Here is a 15,732-nt window from a genome sequence, read left to right as displayed (position 1 = left end):
GGGAGGGGCTCAGGCCGGGCGCAGGTCCAGGCCAAGGTCGAGGGCGCGCACCGAGTGGGTGAGCGCGCCGACCGACAGGTAGTCCACCCCGGTCTCGGCGTAGGCGCGGGCGGTGTCGAGCGTCAGGCCGCCGGAGGATTCGAGCTTCGTGGGCCGCTCGCCCCGGCGGCGGACGGCCTCGCGGGTGCGCTCGACGTCGAAGTTGTCCAGCAGCACCAGCTCCGCACCCAGCGCGAGCACCTCGTCGAGCTGGTCGAGGGTGTCGACCTCCACCTCGTAGGGCAGGTCGGGCCGCGCGGCCCGGGCGGCGGCGAGCGCCGCGCCCACCGACCCGGCGGCCGCCACGTGGTTGTCCTTGATCAGGATCGCGTCGCCGAGCCCGAGGCGGTGGTTCACCCCGCCGCCGCAGCGCACGGCGTACTTCTCCAGCAGGCGCAGGCCGGGCAGCGTCTTGCGGGTGTCGCGGATGCGCGCGCCGGTGCCGGCGACCGCGTCCACCCACGCCGCGGTGGCGGTCGCGACGCCCGACAGGTGGCACAGCAGGTTGAGCGCCGTGCGCTCGGCGGTGAGCAGCCCGCGCACCGGCGCCCGGACCAGGAGGGCGACGTCGCCCGCGGCGAGCCGGTCGCCGTCGGAGCGCGACTCGATCACCTCGTAGCCGCCGACGACCTCGTCCAGCACGGCGCGCACCGCGGGCAGGCCGGCGAGCACGCCCGGCTCGCGCGCGGCGAAGGCGGCGACGGCCACGGCGTCGGCGGGCACGGTGGCCGCCGTGGTGGCGTCCGGGCCGTAGCGCAGGTCCTCCTCGAGGGCGGTCGCGACCACGCGCTTCAGGTCGGCCGGGTCCGGCCCGGCGAGCACCCCGGTCATGCCGCCGCTCATGCCGCCACCGCCGTCCCGGCCTGCACCAGCGGCCTGCCGTGGTCGTCGAGCCTGATCTCGAGGCTGGCCCGCTGCCAGCGGTCGTCGCGCTCGGGGAAGTCGGTTCGCACGTGGCAGCCCCGGCTCTCGGTGCGGGTGCCCGCCGCGGCGAGCACGGCCTGCGCGAGCAGGGTGAGCGCGGCGTCCTCCACCCCCGCCCGGCCCGCGGGCACGCCGACCGCGGTGGCGGCCTCGATCCGGTCGGACGCGGCGGCGAGGCCGGCGGCGTCGCGCCCGATGCCCGCGGCGAGGCTCATCGCCTGCTGCACGACCTCGCGGGGCGCGAGCGGCGCCGCGGGCGAGGGTGCGAGGCACTCCGCGGGCGGCCGCTGCGTCCTGGCGTCGGCGGCCACCGCCCGCGCGGCGCGGGCCCCGACGACGAGGCCCTCCAGCAGCGAGTTGGACGCGAGCCGGTTCGCCCCGTGCAGACCGGTGCGGGCCACCTCCCCCGCGGCGTAGAGGCCGGGCACCGAGGTGCGGCCGTGCGGGTCGGTGACCACGCCGCCGCACGCGTAGTGCGCGGCCGGGGTGACGGGGATGGGCTCGCGCGCCGGGTCGATCCCGGCGGCCCGGCACGCCGCGTGGACGGTCGGGAAGCGGCGGGCGAAGTCGGGGATGCCGGTCGCGTCCAGGTGCACGCAGTCGGCGCCGGTCGCGGCGAGCGTGCGGGTGATCGCCGCGGCCACCACGTCGCGCGGGGCCAGGTCGGCGAGCGGGTGCACCCCGGTCATGAACCGCCGCCCCGCGCGGTCGAGGAGCACCGCGCCCTCGCCGCGGACGGCCTCGGTGACCAGCGGCCGCCTGCCCAGCGCGGGCCCGGTGTAGAGGACGGTGGGGTGGAACTGCACGAACTCCAGGTCGGCCACGGTCGCGCCGGCCCGCAGCGCGAGCGCGACCCCGTCGCCGGTCGCGGTGGCCGGGTTGGTGGTGCTCGCGTACAGCTGGCCGTAGCCGCCGCTCGCGAGCAGCACCGCGGGGGCGCGCAGCACGCCGGCCCGGCCGGCGTCGTCGAGCACCGCGAGCCCGGCGACCGCACCGCGCTCGTCGCGCAGCGCGTCGACCGCGACGTGCCCCGCGAGCAGCGGCAGTCGCCGGTCGGCCGCGGCCGCCACCAGCGCCCGCTCCACCTCGGCCCCGGTGGCGTCGCCCCCTGCGGGGACCACGCGGAACGCCGAGTGCCCACCCTCCCGGGTGCGCGCGAGCCGCCCGTCGGGGCCCGAGTCGAACACGGCGCCGCGGGCGCGCAGCCGCGCGAGCGCGGCCGGCCCGTCGGTGAGGATCTCGCGCACCGCGGCCGGGTCGGACAGGCCCGCGCCCGCTTCGAGCGTGTCGGCGATGTGCGCCTCGACGCTGTCGCCCGGCACGTCGCCGAGCACGACGGCGATGCCGCCCTGCGCGAACCCGGTGGACCCGGCGTCCGGGGCGTCCTTGGTCACGACCACGACCCGCAGGCCGAGCTCGGCGGCGTCCAGCGCGGCGGTGAGGCCGGCGACCCCGGACCCGACGACCACGAGGTCGGCCTCGGCCTCCCACTGCGCGCTCACTCGCCACCCCCGGGCTGCCCGATCTCGATCATCCGCTGGACGGCGGCCCGTCCCCGCGCCGCGAGCTCGGGGTCGACGCGCACCTCGTCGCGGCCCTCGCGCAGCGCGCGCAGCAGCTTCTCGGGCGTGATCATCTTCATGTAGCGGCAGGACGCGCGGTCGTTGACGGCGCGGAAGTCGATGTCGGGGGCGGCCCGGCGCAGCTGGTGCAGCATGCCGACCTCGGTGGCCACCAGCACGGACTTCGCGTTCGACGTCCGCGCGGCGTCGAGCATCCCGCCGGTGGAGAGGATCTTGACCCGGTCGGCGGGCACCGCGCCGGTGCCGGCGAGGTAGAGCGCCGAGGTGGCGCAGCCGCACTCCGGGTGGACGAAGAGCTCGGCGTCGGGGTTCGCCTCGGCCTGCGCGGTGAGGGTGGCGCCGTTGATGCCGGCGTGCACGTGGCACTCCCCCGCCCAGACGTGCATGTTCTCCCGCTGCAGCACGCGCCGCACGTGCGCGCCGAGGAACTGGTCGGGCAGGAACAGCACCTCCTTCTCCTCCGGGATCGAGGCGACCACCTCGACGGCGTTGGAGGAGGTGCAGCAGACGTCGGTCTCGGCCTTCACCGCGGCGGTGGTGTTCACGTAGCTCACGACCACCGCGCCGGGGTGCTCGGCCTTCCACGCCCGCAGCTGGTCGACGGTGATCGAGTCGGCGAGCGAGCACCCGGCAGCCGCGTCCGGGATGAGCACCGTCTTGTCCGGGCTCAGGATCTTCGCGGTCTCGGCCATGAAGTGGACGCCGCAGAACACGATCGTCGACGCGTCGGACTCGGCCGCGATCCGCGACAGGGCGAGCGAGTCCCCGGTGTGGTCGGCGACGTCCTGGATCTCGGGCAACTGGTAGTTGTGCGCCAGCAGGACGGCGTCGCGGCGCCGGGCCAGTGCACGCACCTCCTCGGCCCAGCCGGGTTCGAGCGACGCGCTCGACCGGGCCCTGGCCGGTGTCGGGCTTGCGGTCATGACCCCTCCCGGGTTTTCGACTACCAGTCGCAAACAGGGGTGATACTAGCAGCGGGGCTCGGCGCGCGACCCCTTCTCGTGACCGGGAACTCACCCCGGCGCAACGCGACGTTCACGGCCGGTGCCGGGGCCGACACCCTACGATCTCGGGTCATGGGGCGCCCGACCGAGCACGAGGTGCTCGCCGCGGTGCTGCAGATCCGCTGCGGGTCGCTGCAGGTGCTCGCCTGGCAACGCGCCCTCCCGCCGGACGCCGGGCGCTGGGCGCTGCCCGGCGGTCTGCTGGGCGACGACGAGGACGTCGAGCAGTCGGTGCGCCGCCAGCTCGCGGAGAAGGTCGACCTGCGCGAGGTCACCCACGTCGAGCAGCTCGGGGTGTTCAGCCGGCCCGACCGGGTGCCCGACGTGCGCCGGATCGCCACCGCGTTCCTCGGGATCGTGCCGTCGGACGCCGACCCGGCCGTGCCCCCGGACACGGCGTGGCACCCGCTCGCCGCGCTCCCGCCGACCGCGTTCGACCACGCCGCGATCATCGCCGCCGCCCGCGACCGGCTGCGCGCGAAGCTGTCCTACACCAACCTCGGGTTCGCGCTCGCCCCCCGCGAGTTCACGATCTCCGCCCTGCGCGACCTGTACGCCGCGGCGCTGGGCCACCCGGTGTCGGCGACGAACCTGCAGCGCGTGCTGACCCGGCGCAAGGTCCTCGAACCCACCGGCGAGGTGGCGCCGCCGGGCCCCGCGGGCGGCCGTCCCGCCGCGGTCTTCCGCTTCACCGAGCGCACCCTGCGCGTCACCGACGCGTTCGCCGTTCTGCGCCCTCCCGGGCCCTCCGGCGGATCGGGCGAATCGGCCCGCAGCGACGTACCGTAACGGCGTGGCCGAGACGCTCCCGCTGTTCCCGCTGGGCACGGTGCTACTCCCCGGAGCCACGCTGCCACTGCACATCTTCGAACCGCGGTACCGGCAGCTCACCATCGACCTCGTCACCGGCGCCGTGCCCGACCGCGAGTTCGGCGTCGTCGCCGTCCGGGAGGGCTGGGCCCCCGACGACGACGGCCTCGCCGGCCTGCACGCGGTCGGCTGCACCGCGGTGCTGCGCGACGTCCGCCAGCTGCCGGACGGGCGGTTCGACATCGTCACGCAGGGCGCGCGCCGCTTCCGGCTGATCGACCTCGACACCGAGTCCAAGCCGTACCTCGTGGGCTCCGTGGAGCCTCTTCCCGACGACCCGGCCGACGACGAGACGGTGGGCGAGCTCATCCGCGTCCTGTCCGCCGCGGCCAGGGACGCCCACCGCCGTTACTGCACGGCCGCCTGGAAGGCGGGCGAGTGGGCCGAACCGGACCCGGACGTCGAGCCCGGCACGCTGCCGCACATCCTCGTCGCGGACTGCCTGCTGCCGCTCGGCGACCGCCAGCGCCTGCTCGAGCTCACCTCCCCGGTCGAGCGGCTGCGTCTGGTCCGCTCACTGCTGGCGCGCGAGGCGAGCCTGCTCTCCCAGCTCCGCGCCGTGCCCACCCCGATCACCACGTACGCGGTCGACCACAGCACCAACTGAGCCGCGTGCGGTCGCGAGCTGCGCCAGCGCGATCCCGGCGAGCATCACCGCGCCGCCCACGACCTGGGCGCCCGTCAGCGCCTCACCGAGCACCGCGTAGGCGAGCGCGGCCCCGACGACGACCTCCAGCGAGACCACGAGGCTCGTCGCGGTCGGCGCGAGCAGCCGCTGGGCGGCCACGGAGAACACCACGCCCCCGGCCGTGCCGACCACCCCGGCCCACCCCACCAGGGCCACCAGCGGGACGCCGACGCCGCCCAGGTCCGCGGCACGGGCGAGCGCGTCCGGCCGGAACGGCGCGACCGGCGCCGTCACCAGCATCGCGGCGGCGCTCGCGGTCGTCCCCCACGCCGCGACCACCAGCGGGTCGTGGCGGCGCAGGCCGCGGTCGGCGAGCACGAACCGGCTCGCCATCGTCGCGGCCGCGAGCAACCCCAGCCCGAACCCGACGGCGTCCAGCGCGAACCCGGCCCAGACCCGCGCGACCATGCCGAGGCCGGCCACCGTGGCCGCGATCCCCGCCCACACCAGCCGCGACACCGGCTCGCGCCGCACGCACCGCACCCACAGCGCCACGAGCACCGGTGCCAGGTACTCCAGCAGCAGCGCCACCCCGACCGAGAGCCGCGACAGCGACAGCATGAACACCAGCTGGTTCGCGGCCAGCCCGATCACGCCGTAGGCCGCGACGGCCCACCAGTCCCGGCGCGCCACCCGCAGGCGGCCGCGGCGCACCACGAGCGCGACGGCCATCAGCGCGGCGGCGGCGACCACCAGCCGCCCCTGCACCGCGGTCGCCGCGCCCACCCCGGCGGCGCCGAGCGCCTTCATCGACGCGGCCGCGCTCCCCATCGCCAGCGCCGCGCCGAGCGCCCACGCCACGCCCGCGACCCGTCCGGAGGACCGCCGCACGCTGGTTCCCATGCGCGCCAGGCTGCTGTAATGGTCTAGTGCAGTTCAACCCTTACGGCGGCACGGCGGCCCAGCTCGCGGCCGCGCTCGTCAACGCCGGTCCCGAGCCCGTCCCGCGGCGGCTCGACGCGATCCTCGCCGCACACGACTACCGCCCGACCGACGCCGTCGGGCCCGCGCAGGCCGCGGAGCTGGGGCGGTGGGCGCAGCGGCTGGGTGCCGTGTTCGCCGAACCCGACGTGACCGGGCGGGTTCGGCTGGTCAACGAGCTGCTCGCCGAGGTCGCCGCCCCGCCCCACATCTCCCAGCACGACGGCAAGCCCCCGCACTTCCACTACGCCGAGCCCGACGCGCCGCTCGTGCACCGGGTCAAGGCCTACACCGCGGGCGGGCTCGCCCACGCCCTCTGCGACGACCCCACCCGGCTCGGCCGGTGCGACCGGCCCGGCTGCGCCACCGTCTTCGTCGACACCTCGCGCAACGGGCGGCGCCGCTTCTGCAGCACCCGGTGCGCCAACCAGACCCACGTGGCCGACCACCGCAGGCGCCGCCGGGGGCGGTGAAGCGGGGCAGTCGGCCGCGTCTTCGCCCCACCGCCACGACGTCGACGAGGGAATCGACGAGGGAATCGACGCCGACGAAGTCGGCGGGGATGCACGTCACCAAGGGCATCCCCGCCGCTGCAGCCGTTGCGGCGATCTGCAGGTCGAGCCGACGAGGGCGGGGGTTGCGGCCGGCGGCCCTGACCAACGAGGCGAGGGCTCCGTAGAACGAGGGCTCCGGGGAACTTCGCCTCCTCCACCCCGTACGGGAGCACCTCGTCCTGATCGAGGATCCGACGCAGGCGGGCGCGGCGCCCGTCGGGGAAGCTCTCCCCCGCCTCGACCCGGCGCATGATCTCGCCGCTGGCGTTGCGCAACCGCCGCCGGGGAATGGTCTCGGGCACACACCAACCGCGTCGACGAGCACTGCGGGCATCCCGATGGTCCCGCCGCACGCGGGCGAGGCCGGCGAGGATCGCCGCGCCGTCAGGCGCTCGTCCGCTCGCCGTGCCGGCTGCAGCGGGCCGTCCAGCCCGTCGGCGTCACCTGCACCACCATGCGCCGCGCGCAGTCCGGGCAGAACCGGGGCGGTTCGAGCAACCGCCGCTCCACGCAGCGCGCGTGCTCGCCCCGCGCCCCCGCCGGCTTCCCGCACTGGTCGCAGAACACCGCTCGACCCTCGCCTCAGATCGTGTCGTTCAGCGCCTTGATCGGCATCTTCAGCTCGCCGAGCAGGTCGATGTCGGCTTCCGCCGGGCGACCGAGGGTGGTCAGGTAGTTGCCGACGATCACCGCGTTGATGCCGCCGAGCAGGCCCTGGCGCGCGCCCAGGTCGCCGAGCGTGATCTCCCGCCCGCCCGCGAACCGCAGCACGGTGCGCGGCATCGCGAGCCGGAACGCGGCCACGGCCCGCAGCGCGTCGCGGGCGTCGAGCGGCTCCAGGTCGCCGAACGGGGTGCCCGGGCGCGGGTTCAGGAAGTTCAGCGGGACCTCGTCGGGGGTGAGCTCGGCCAGCTGCGCGGCGAACTCCGCGCGCTGCTCGAGCGACTCCCCCATGCCGAGGATGCCGCCGCAGCAGACCTCCATGCCCGCCTCGCGCACCAGCTGCAGCGTCTCCCAGCGCTCCTCCCACGTGTGCGTGGTGACGACGTTCGGGAAGTGCGAGCGCGCGGTCTCCAGGTTGTGGTTGTAGCGGTGCACGCCCATCGCGGCCAACTGCTCGACCTGCTCGGGGGTGAGCATGCCGAGCGAGCAGGCGATGTTGATGTCGACCGCGTCCTTGATCGCGGCGATTCCCGCGGCGACCTGCGCCATCAGCCGCTCGTTCGGCCCGCGCACCGCGGCGACGATGCAGAACTCCGTGGCGCCGGTCTTGGCCGTCTGCTTGGCCGCCTCCACCAGCGAGGGGATGTCCAGCCACGCCGAGCGCACCGGCGAGTCGAACAGCCCCGACTGCGAGCAGAAGTGGCAGTCCTCGGGGCAGCCGCCGGTCTTCAGCGAGATGATCCCCTCGACCTCGACCTCCGGCCCGCACCAGCGCATCCGCACCTCGTGCGCCAGCTCGAGCAGCGGCTCGAGGGCCTCGTCGGGGAGCCGCAGGACGTCGAGCACCTGCTCCTCCGACAGGCCGACCCCCTCGCCGAGGACCTGGGACCGGGCGGTGTCGAGGATGGCGAACTGCGTCGTCGTCACGGTCCGGGAGTCTGCCATCCGCCACCCAGTTCGGGAGCGACACTGTGACGCGCGATGACCGCGAACCGCTCCGGGGCCAGCGCGCCCGCGCCCTCCGGGAGCGCGCCGAGCAGCGGGACCCCGCTGGTGGCGGGCAGGTCGGCGAGGTTGCACCGGGCGGCGAGGTCGGGCTCGGCGGGCCAGGAGCCGACCACGACCCCCGGGCAGGTGAGCCCGCGGCGGCGCAGCGCCTCGACGGTGAGCTCGGTGGCGTTGAGCGTGCCCAGCCCGGCGGCGGCGACCACCAGCACGGGGGCGTCGAGGAGCGCCGCGACGTCGGCGAGCGTGCCGTCGTCGGACAGCCGCACCAGCAGCCCGCCGGCGCCCTCGACGAGCACGAGGTCGTGGTCGGCGGCGAGCGCGGCCGCCGCGTCCGCCGCCTCCCCCGGCTCGACCGGCTTCGCCCCGGCCCGGCGGGCCGCGGTGGCGGGCGCCAGCGGGTCGGGGTAGCGGGCCAGTTCGCGGGCGGTGGTGCCGGGCACCAGGCGAGCGACCGTGGCGGCGTCGCCCGGCTCGCCGTCGGCGACGCCGGTCTGCGCGGGCTTGAGCACGGCCACCCGCTCCCCGCGGGCCGCGGCGGCCGCGGCGAGCGCCGCCGTCACGATCGTCTTGCCGACCCCGGTGCCGGTGCCGGTGACGACGAGGATCATGCGCTCGCCATGGCCAGGACGTCGGCGAGCACGGCGCGGACGTGCGCGAGCTCGGCGTCGGTCACCGTGGCGCGTGCGGTGAGCCGCAGCCTGCTCGTGCCCTCGGGCACCGACGGCGGCCGGAAGCACCCGACGCGCAGCCCGCGCTCGGCGCAGCGGCGGGCAGCGGCGACGGCGACGTCCGGCTCCCCGAGCACGACCGCCACCACCGCGGACGGCGGCGCGGGCACGCCGGCGGCGGCGGCGAGCGCCGCCGCCACCCGCAGCACCGCGCCCGGGCGGTCGGGTTCCGCGCGGAGCACGCCCAACGCGGCCTGCGCCGCACCGACCGCGGCGGGCGCGAGCCCGGTGTCGAAGATGAACGTGCGCGCGGTGTCCACCAGGTGCGCGGTGACCGCCGCGGGCCCGAGCACCGCGCCGCCCTGTGAGCCGAGCGACTTCGACAGCGTCACCGTCGCCACGACGTCGTCCGCCCCGGCCAGCCCGGCCTCGGCGAGCAGGCCGCGCCCGCCCGGCCCCACCACGCCGAGCCCGTGCGCCTCGTCCACGACGAGCAGCGCCCGGTGGCGGCGGCAGACCGCGTGCAGCCGGGCGAGCGGGGCGAGCCCGCCGTCCACGCTGTTCACGCTCTCGGTGACGACGAGCGCGCGCGGCTCGGTGCGCGCGGCCAGCGCGGCGTCGACGGCGTCCACGTCGTCGTGCGCGACGACCTGCACCCGCGACCTCGACAGCCGGCAGGCGTCGATGAGCGAGGCGTGGTTGGCCGCGTCCGAGACCACCAGCGCGTCCGGGCCGGCGAGCGCGGTGAGCACGCCGAGGTTGGCGGTGTAGCCGGAGGAGAACACGAGCGCGGACTCCGCGCCGCAGAACTCGGCGAGCTCCGCCTCCAGCTCGGCGTGCAGCGCGGTGGAGCCGGTGACGAGGCGCGACCCGGTGGAGCCGGCACCCCAGGTCCGCGCGGCCCGCACCGCGCCCTCGACGACGCGCGGGTCGGTGGCGAGGCCGAGGTAGTCGTTGCCGGCGAGGTCGAGCAGCGGCTCGTCCGCCTGGCGGGGCCGCAGCTCGCGGCGCAGGCCCGCGGCGCGCCGGCGGGCGGCATGCGGTTCGAGCCAGCCGAGCGGGTGGCCGGGTTCGGGGGACGTCACGAGCGCAGACGGTAACCCGCCGCCGGGCGCCCGGCGCGCCGGTGTGATGCTCACCCGGGCCAGCGGAACTCCTGCGCCTCCTCGTCGAGCACGAGCACCCGCGCCGTCGCCAGGTCGAAGAACAGCCCGACCAGCGCCGCAGGCACGCCCTGGGCGCGCAGGACGGCGAGCTGCACCGCCACGTTCACCATGGCGAGGGCCTCCACCTCGCCGTAGCCGGCGGCGCGCGCCGCCAGCCCGACCGGGTGCCCGGCCCGCAGCGCCTCCAGGCTGGGCGCGCCCGAGGCGAGCCAGTCGCCGATCGGGTCACCGGGCGGGCGCTCCCCGTCGAGCAGCCCGCGCATCGCGCCGCAGCCAGAGTGGCCGCACACCGCGACCAGCGGGACGCGCAGCACCTCGGTGGCGTAGTGCAGCGCGGCGCGCATCGACGTGCCCGCCGCGAAGTTGCCGACGTTCTGCACGGTGAACAGGTCACCGGGCCCGCTGCGGGTGATCAGGCTGGGCTGCACGCGCGAGTCGGCGCAGGACAGCAGCAGGCCCTTCGGCGCCTGGCCGTCGGCGAGCTCGGCGAGCGTCGGGCGGACCAGCTCGGCCGCGTCGGAGTGGAACGCCGCGACCCCCGCGAGCAGCGGCCCGTGCGGGGTGTGGTCGACCTCCTGCCACTGCGACCAGGTCGCGTACCCGTGCCGCCTGCGGTCTTCGTGCTCGCGCGCACCCGGCTCGGTCACGACGACCTCGGCCCCGCTCGCGCGCTGCAGGGCCGTCCACGCGTCGAGGTGGTCGAAGGCGGTGTGGTCGAGGTAGTCGACGACCAGCTCGACGCGCACCGGCGCGCCCGGCGGCACCGCGGCGAGCCGGCGCGAGAGCGCAGGCACCGACAGGAAGCTGAGCGTGCCCTCGACGACCACCCGCCACGGACCGGCGCCCTCGGGTTCCACGACCCGGACCCGGGCCCGCACCGCGCGGCGCAGCGTCACCAGCCCGGCGAGCACCAGCCCGATCGCCACCCCCTCGAGCAGGTTCAGCGCGAGCACGCCCGCGACCGTGCCGACGTAGACCACGAGCTCGCCGTGGGAGCGGGCGGCCCGCACGTCGACCGGCCGGACCAGCTGCAGCCCGACGACCACGAGCAGCCCGGCGAGCGCGGCGAGCGGGATCAGCTCGACCACGCCCACCAGCGCGACGCCGAACACCGCGACCCAGACGCCGTGCAGCACCGTCGACGCCCGGGTGCGCGCCCCCGCCTCGACGTTGACGGCGCTGCGCACGATCACGCCGGTGACGGGCAGCCCGCCGAGCGCCCCGGAGAGCGCGTTCGCCGCCCCCTGGCCGATCAACTCGCGGTCGGCGTCGGTGCGCGTGCCCGGCCGCATGCGGTCCACCGCGACGGCCGACAGCAGGCTCTCCACGCTCGCGACGAGCGCGATCGTGAGCACGCCGCCCGCGACCCCCAGCAGGGGCGCGTCGGGCAGCAGCGTCGGCGGCGAGATCGCCTCCAGCAGGGTGCCGGGCAGGTCGACCCGGCCGACGGCGGGCAGCGCGAGCGCGAGCGCGGTCGCGGCGCCGACCGCGACGAGCGCGCCCGGGACCACCCGGGCCGCTCGGGGCAGGCGCGGCCACGCGAGCAGCAGCGCGATCGTGACGGCGCCGACCAGCACGGCGTCCGGCTCGGCCCCCGCGAGCGCGGCCGGGAGCCCGACCAGCGCGTCGACGGCGCCCGCGGGAGGGCTCCCGCCGAGCACGACGTGCAGCTGCGCCACCGCGATCGTGACGCCGATCCCGGCGAGCATCCCGTGCACGACCGCGGGCGGGATCGCCTGGCTGAACCGGGCGATGCGGGCGCAGCCGAAGGCGATCTGCAGCAGCCCGGCGCCCGCGGTGACCAGGCAGGTGGTCTGCCAGCCGAAGCGGGCCACCAGCTCGGCCACCACGACCGTCAGGCCCGCGGCCGGCCCGCTGACCAGCATCGGGGACCCGCCGAGCAGGCCGGCGACGACGCCGCCGACGACCGCGGCGATCAGGCCCGCCATGAGCGGCGCGCCGGAGGCCAGCGCGATGCCCAGCGAGAGCGGGACCGCGACGAGGAAGACGACGAGCGAGGCGAGGACGTCGGCCCGGACCACGTCGCGGCGACGGGCGGCGGTGCAGAGGGCGGGGTGGGGCGGCGAGGCGGTCATCCACGAGGCTCCGAGCAGTCGACGGGGGACGGCCAGGGGCGGTGCACGGTGATCGGGGACGCCCTCCTTCGCTGCCCGTTCTGCCGGGTTCCGCCCGCCCGGCGCTCGGCCGAGCAGTCGTAACCCGGTATTCATGTTCATCTGTGCGGGTGTGATCCATACTGGTCACCGGCTCGCCCGTTCGGACCATCGGTGGCCCGATTTGCCCCGTTCGTGGGTCGGTGCGCGTCCCCCGGTGCGGCGACCCCTGGTCGAGGTGTGCGCGGGTGGGGCCGTTCGGGCCCATTACCCTCGGCCGCCATGAGCACCGCCGCCGACACCGCACACCCGGCGCTCTCCCGGCGCCGTGAGCTCGGCGCCACGAGCGCCCGCTCGCTCCTGCTCACCGTGCTCGGCGAGTTCGTGCTCCCCCGCGACCAACCGGTGTGGACCCAGGTGCTGATCGACGTGCTCGGCGGCCTCGGGGTGGAACCGAAGTCGGCCCGGCAGGCGCTCGCCCGCACGGCCGCGGAGGGCCTCCTCGCGTCCGACCGCGCCGGCCGGCGCGTCCGCTGGTCGCTCACCGACCAGGGCCGCAGGCTGCTCTCCGACGGCGCCGCTCGGATCTACGGCTTCGGCGCCGCCGTGCCCCCGTGGGACGGGCGCTGGCTCGTGCTGCTCGTGAGCGTGCCGGAGGCCCGCCGCCAGCTGCGGCACCGGCTGCGCACGCGCCTGGCGTGGGCCGGGCTGGGCTCACCCGCTCCCGGAGTGTGGCTCACCCCGGACCCCGGCAAGCAGGACGAGGTGGCCGAGGTGATCGCCGAGCTGGGGCTGACCGCCGTCACCAGCTCGTTCGTCGGCCCCTTCGGCGCGATCGGCAGCGAGCGCCAGATCGTGGAGCAGGCGTGGGACCTCGCCGAGGTCGAGGCCGCCTACGAGCAGTTCCTCGAGACGTTCGCCGACGCCAACCCGGTGGAGCCGAACGACGTGCTCGTGCACCAGATCCTGCTCGTGCACGCCTGGCGCCGCTTCCCGTTCCTGGACCCCAAGCTGCCGCCCGAGCTGCTGCCCGACGAGTGGGCGGGCGCCCGCGCCGCGGCGCTGTTCGACACCCTGCACACCCGCTGGGCCGCCGGCGCCCAGCGGCGCTGGCAGGAGATCACCGGCGCCCTGGACTGATCCCCCGGGCCCGGCCCGCGCCGCTCAGCCCAGGCAGCCCGGTCCCAGCAGCGCCTTGAGGTCGCCCATCAGCGCCGAGGAGTTGGTGACCCTGAGCCCGTCGTCGAGCTTCCACGTGGTGGTCTTGTTGCCGTAGATGAGGTTCAGGTGCACCTCGGAGGTGCCGGGGTGGTGCGACAGCACCTCCTTGAGCTTCGACACCCGCTGCGGGGTGACGAGCTCGGTACGGATGTTCACCTTCACCGGGGCTCCGGCGCCGTTCGCGGCCGCCGACAGGTCGGGCACCGCCAGGTCGCTCGCGATCAGCGACACCCGGTCGTCGCGCTTGCTGACCCTCGCCTTGACCAGCACGATCGCGTCCTCGGCCACGTCGACGCCGACCACCTGGTAGCAGCGGGGGAAGAACAGCACCTCGATGCCACCGGCGAGGTCCTCCAGCTGCGCCGACGCCCACGGCTCGCCGTTCTTGTTCACCCGCCGGTTGACGTTGGTGAGGATGCCGCCGATGGTCACCTGGTGGCCATCGGCGATGCGCCCGTCGGCGGCCCCCTCCAGGATCGCCGAGATCGACATGTCCGACTTCGACAACAGCACCTGCTCCAGGCCCTCCAGCGGGTGGCCGGACACGTAGAGGCCCAGCATCTCCCGCTCGACCGCGAGCCGGTGCTTGGTGTCCCACTCCTCGTCGGGGACCTTGACGTCGAAGACCGCGTCGAGCTCCGACGGGGCGGAGCCGTCGACCGACCCGAACAGGTCGAACTGTCCCATCGAGGCGGCCTTCTTGGTGGTCATCACCGCGTCGATGGCGTCGGCGTGCACCAGGAGCAGGCCCTTGCGCGGGTGGCCGAGCGAGTCGAACGCGCCCGCCTTGATCAGCGATTCGATGACCTTCTTGTTGCAGACCACCGCGTCGACCTTGCGCAGGAAGTCGGAGAAGTCGGTGAACGGCCCCTTCTCCTTGCGCGCCTGCACGATCGCGTCGACGACGTTCTCCCCGACGTTGCGGATGCCGCCCAGGCCGAACCGGATGTCGTCGCCGACCGGCGCGAAGTTGCGCACCGAGTCGTTGACGTCCGGGGGCAGCACCTTGATCCCCATGCGACGGCACTCGGCGAGGTAGACCGCCGCCTTGTCCTTGTCGTCGCGGACGGAGGTGAGGACGGCTGCCATGTACTCGGCCGGATAGTTGGCCTTGAGGTAGGCCGTCCAGTACGAGACCACGCCGTACGCGGCGGAGTGGGCGCGGTTGAAGGCGTAGTCGGAGAAGGGCAGCAGGATGTCCCAGAGGGTCTTCACGGCGTCCTCGGAGTAGCCGTGCTCCTTCATGCCCTTCGCGAAACCCTCGTACTCCTTGTCGAGGATCTCCTTCTTCTTCTTGCCCATCGCCCGGCGCAACAGGTCGGCCTTGCCGAGGCTGTAGCCCGCGAGCTTCTGGGCGATCGCCATGACCTGTTCCTGGTAGACGATCAGGCCGTAGGTCTCGCCGAGGATGTCCTTGAGCGGCTCGGCCAGCTCCGGGTGGATGGGCTTGACCTCTTGCCGCCCGTTCTTGCGGTCGGCGTAGTCGTTGTGGGCGTTGGCGCCCATCGGGCCCGGCCGGTACAGCGCGCCGACCGCGGAGATGTCGTCGAACTCCGTGGGGGCCATGCGGCGCAGCAGGTCGCGCATCGGCCCGCCGTCGAGCTGGAACACCCCGAGCGTGTCGCCGCGGGCGAGCAGCTCGTAGGTCTTCTTGTCGTCGAGCGGGACCTTCTCGATCTCGACCTTGGGCTTGCCGTTGAGCTCGATGTTGGCCAGCGCGTCGTCGATGATCGTGAGGTTGCGCAGGCCGAGGAAGTCCATCTTCAGCAGCCCGAGCGTCTCGCAGGCGCCCATGTCGAACTGCGTGATGATGGCGCCGTCGGCCTCGCGCCGCTGGATCGGGATGACGTCGATCAGCGGCTTGCTCGACATGATCACGCCGGCGGCGTGCACGCCCCACTGGCGCTTCAGCCCCTCCAGGCCCCGCGCGGTGTCGATGATCTCCTTGACCTGCGGGTCGGCCTCGTAGAGGGCGCGAACCTCGGCGGCCTCGGCGTAGCGCTTGTGGGACGGGTCGAAGATGCCCGACAGCGGGATGTCCTTGCCCATCACCGCGGGTGGCATCGCCTTCGAGATGCGGTCGGCCACCGCGTAGCCGGGCTGGCCGTAGAGCACGCGCGCCGAGTCCTTGATCGCGGCCTTCGCCTTGATCGTGGAGTAAGTGATGATCTGCGCGATCCGGTCCTCACCGTACTTCTCGGTGGTGTAGCGGATCATCTCGCCGCGCCTGCGCTCGTCGAAGTCCATGTCGATGTCGGGCATCGACACGCGCTCGGGGTTGAGGAACCGCTCGAAGATCAGCTTGTGCT

Annotated in this window: 14 protein-coding genes; 4 read left to right on the top strand and 10 right to left on the bottom strand. The window is 75.2% G+C overall.

Going from position 1 to position 15,732, the window contains the following annotated elements; translation table 11 throughout:
• Positions 1-9: 9 nt before the first annotated feature.
• From nadC to nadA, 3 genes are read right to left on the bottom strand one after another with little or no spacing between them, the layout of a single operon-like run.
• Positions 10-882, bottom strand: coding sequence for a carboxylating nicotinate-nucleotide diphosphorylase (gene nadC, locus VKZ81_RS28990; RefSeq protein ID WP_324244902.1), 873 nt, complete (start codon positions 880-882; stop codon positions 10-12).
• Positions 879-2,465, bottom strand: a complete 1,587-nt coding sequence (locus tag VKZ81_RS28985) for an L-aspartate oxidase (RefSeq protein WP_324244901.1) — start codon at positions 2,463-2,465, stop codon at positions 879-881. The genes nadC and VKZ81_RS28985 overlap by 4 nt, the downstream gene beginning before the upstream one ends.
• The gene (gene nadA, locus VKZ81_RS28980) at positions 2,462-3,469 is read right to left on the bottom strand and encodes a quinolinate synthase NadA (RefSeq protein WP_324244900.1); all 1,008 of its coding nucleotides are present in this window, start codon (positions 3,467-3,469) and stop codon (positions 2,462-2,464) included. Before nadA ends, VKZ81_RS28985 begins: the two co-directional genes overlap by 4 nt.
• Positions 3,470-3,622: 153 nt before the next feature.
• On the opposite strand from nadA, the gene VKZ81_RS28975 reads away from it, so the two are divergent.
• Complete coding sequence (locus VKZ81_RS28975; RefSeq protein WP_324244899.1) at positions 3,623-4,339, top strand: NUDIX hydrolase; 717 nt, start codon at positions 3,623-3,625, stop codon at positions 4,337-4,339.
• A 4-nt stretch (positions 4,340-4,343) separates the two neighbouring features.
• Positions 4,344-5,027, top strand: a complete 684-nt coding sequence (locus VKZ81_RS28970; RefSeq protein ID WP_324244898.1) for an LON peptidase substrate-binding domain-containing protein — start codon at positions 4,344-4,346, stop codon at positions 5,025-5,027.
• On the opposite strand, the gene VKZ81_RS28965 is transcribed toward VKZ81_RS28970, so the two are convergent.
• Positions 4,935-5,951, bottom strand: a complete 1,017-nt coding sequence (locus VKZ81_RS28965; RefSeq protein WP_324244897.1) for a DMT family transporter — start codon at positions 5,949-5,951, stop codon at positions 4,935-4,937. The two genes, VKZ81_RS28970 and VKZ81_RS28965, sit on opposite strands and share 93 nt — an antisense overlap.
• Positions 5,952-5,977: 26 nt before the next feature.
• Here VKZ81_RS28965 and VKZ81_RS28960 point away from each other — a divergent pair, with 26 nt between their 5' ends.
• Positions 5,978-6,502 carry a CGNR zinc finger domain-containing protein gene (locus tag VKZ81_RS28960; RefSeq protein ID WP_324244896.1) on the top strand — a complete coding sequence of 175 codons (525 nt, stop codon included), beginning with the start codon at positions 5,978-5,980 and terminating at the stop codon, positions 6,500-6,502.
• A gap of 465 nt (positions 6,503-6,967) precedes the next feature.
• Here VKZ81_RS28960 and bsaP read toward each other — a convergent pair whose 3' ends face one another.
• Genes bsaP through VKZ81_RS28935 form a run of 5 tightly spaced genes read right to left on the bottom strand, consistent with a single transcriptional unit; the run spans position 6,968 to position 12,184 of the window.
• Positions 6,968-7,150, bottom strand: a complete 183-nt coding sequence (gene bsaP, locus VKZ81_RS28955) for a biotin synthase auxiliary protein BsaP (RefSeq protein WP_324244895.1) — start codon at positions 7,148-7,150, stop codon at positions 6,968-6,970.
• 15 nt (positions 7,151-7,165) lie between these two features.
• Positions 7,166-8,191 carry a biotin synthase BioB gene (bioB, locus tag VKZ81_RS28950; RefSeq protein ID WP_414709499.1) on the bottom strand — a complete coding sequence of 342 codons (1,026 nt, stop codon included), beginning with the start codon at positions 8,189-8,191 and terminating at the stop codon, positions 7,166-7,168.
• Entirely contained in the window at positions 8,170-8,862 is a 693-nt protein-coding gene (gene bioD, locus VKZ81_RS28945) for a dethiobiotin synthase (RefSeq protein WP_324244893.1), read from the bottom strand. Before bioD ends, bioB begins: the two co-directional genes overlap by 22 nt.
• The gene (locus VKZ81_RS28940) at positions 8,859-10,007 is read right to left on the bottom strand and encodes an 8-amino-7-oxononanoate synthase (RefSeq protein WP_324244892.1); all 1,149 of its coding nucleotides are present in this window, start codon (positions 10,005-10,007) and stop codon (positions 8,859-8,861) included. The genes bioD and VKZ81_RS28940 overlap by 4 nt, the downstream gene beginning before the upstream one ends.
• 50 nt (positions 10,008-10,057) lie before the next feature.
• On the bottom strand, positions 10,058-12,184 hold the full coding sequence (locus VKZ81_RS28935) for a SulP family inorganic anion transporter (protein ID WP_324244891.1): 2,127 nt from the start codon (positions 12,182-12,184) through the stop codon (positions 10,058-10,060).
• Between the two features lie 300 nt (positions 12,185-12,484).
• Between VKZ81_RS28935 and VKZ81_RS28930 the strand changes: the two genes are divergently transcribed.
• Positions 12,485-13,342 carry a PaaX family transcriptional regulator gene (locus VKZ81_RS28930; protein ID WP_324244890.1) on the top strand — a complete coding sequence of 286 codons (858 nt, stop codon included), beginning with the start codon at positions 12,485-12,487 and terminating at the stop codon, positions 13,340-13,342.
• Between the two features lie 24 nt (positions 13,343-13,366).
• Here the strand turns inward: VKZ81_RS28930 and dnaE are convergent.
• Positions 13,367-15,732 (bottom strand): DNA polymerase III subunit alpha (gene dnaE, locus VKZ81_RS28925; RefSeq protein ID WP_324244889.1); only part of this gene is annotated, 2,366 nt, incomplete at its 5' end.

This window comes from Pseudonocardia sp., from assembly GCF_035305885.1.
Taxonomy (GTDB): Bacteria; Actinomycetota; Actinomycetes; order Mycobacteriales; family Pseudonocardiaceae; genus Pseudonocardia.
The sequence above is the reverse complement of the archived record's forward strand: the minus strand, read 5'-3'. Positions and strand labels throughout refer to the sequence as shown.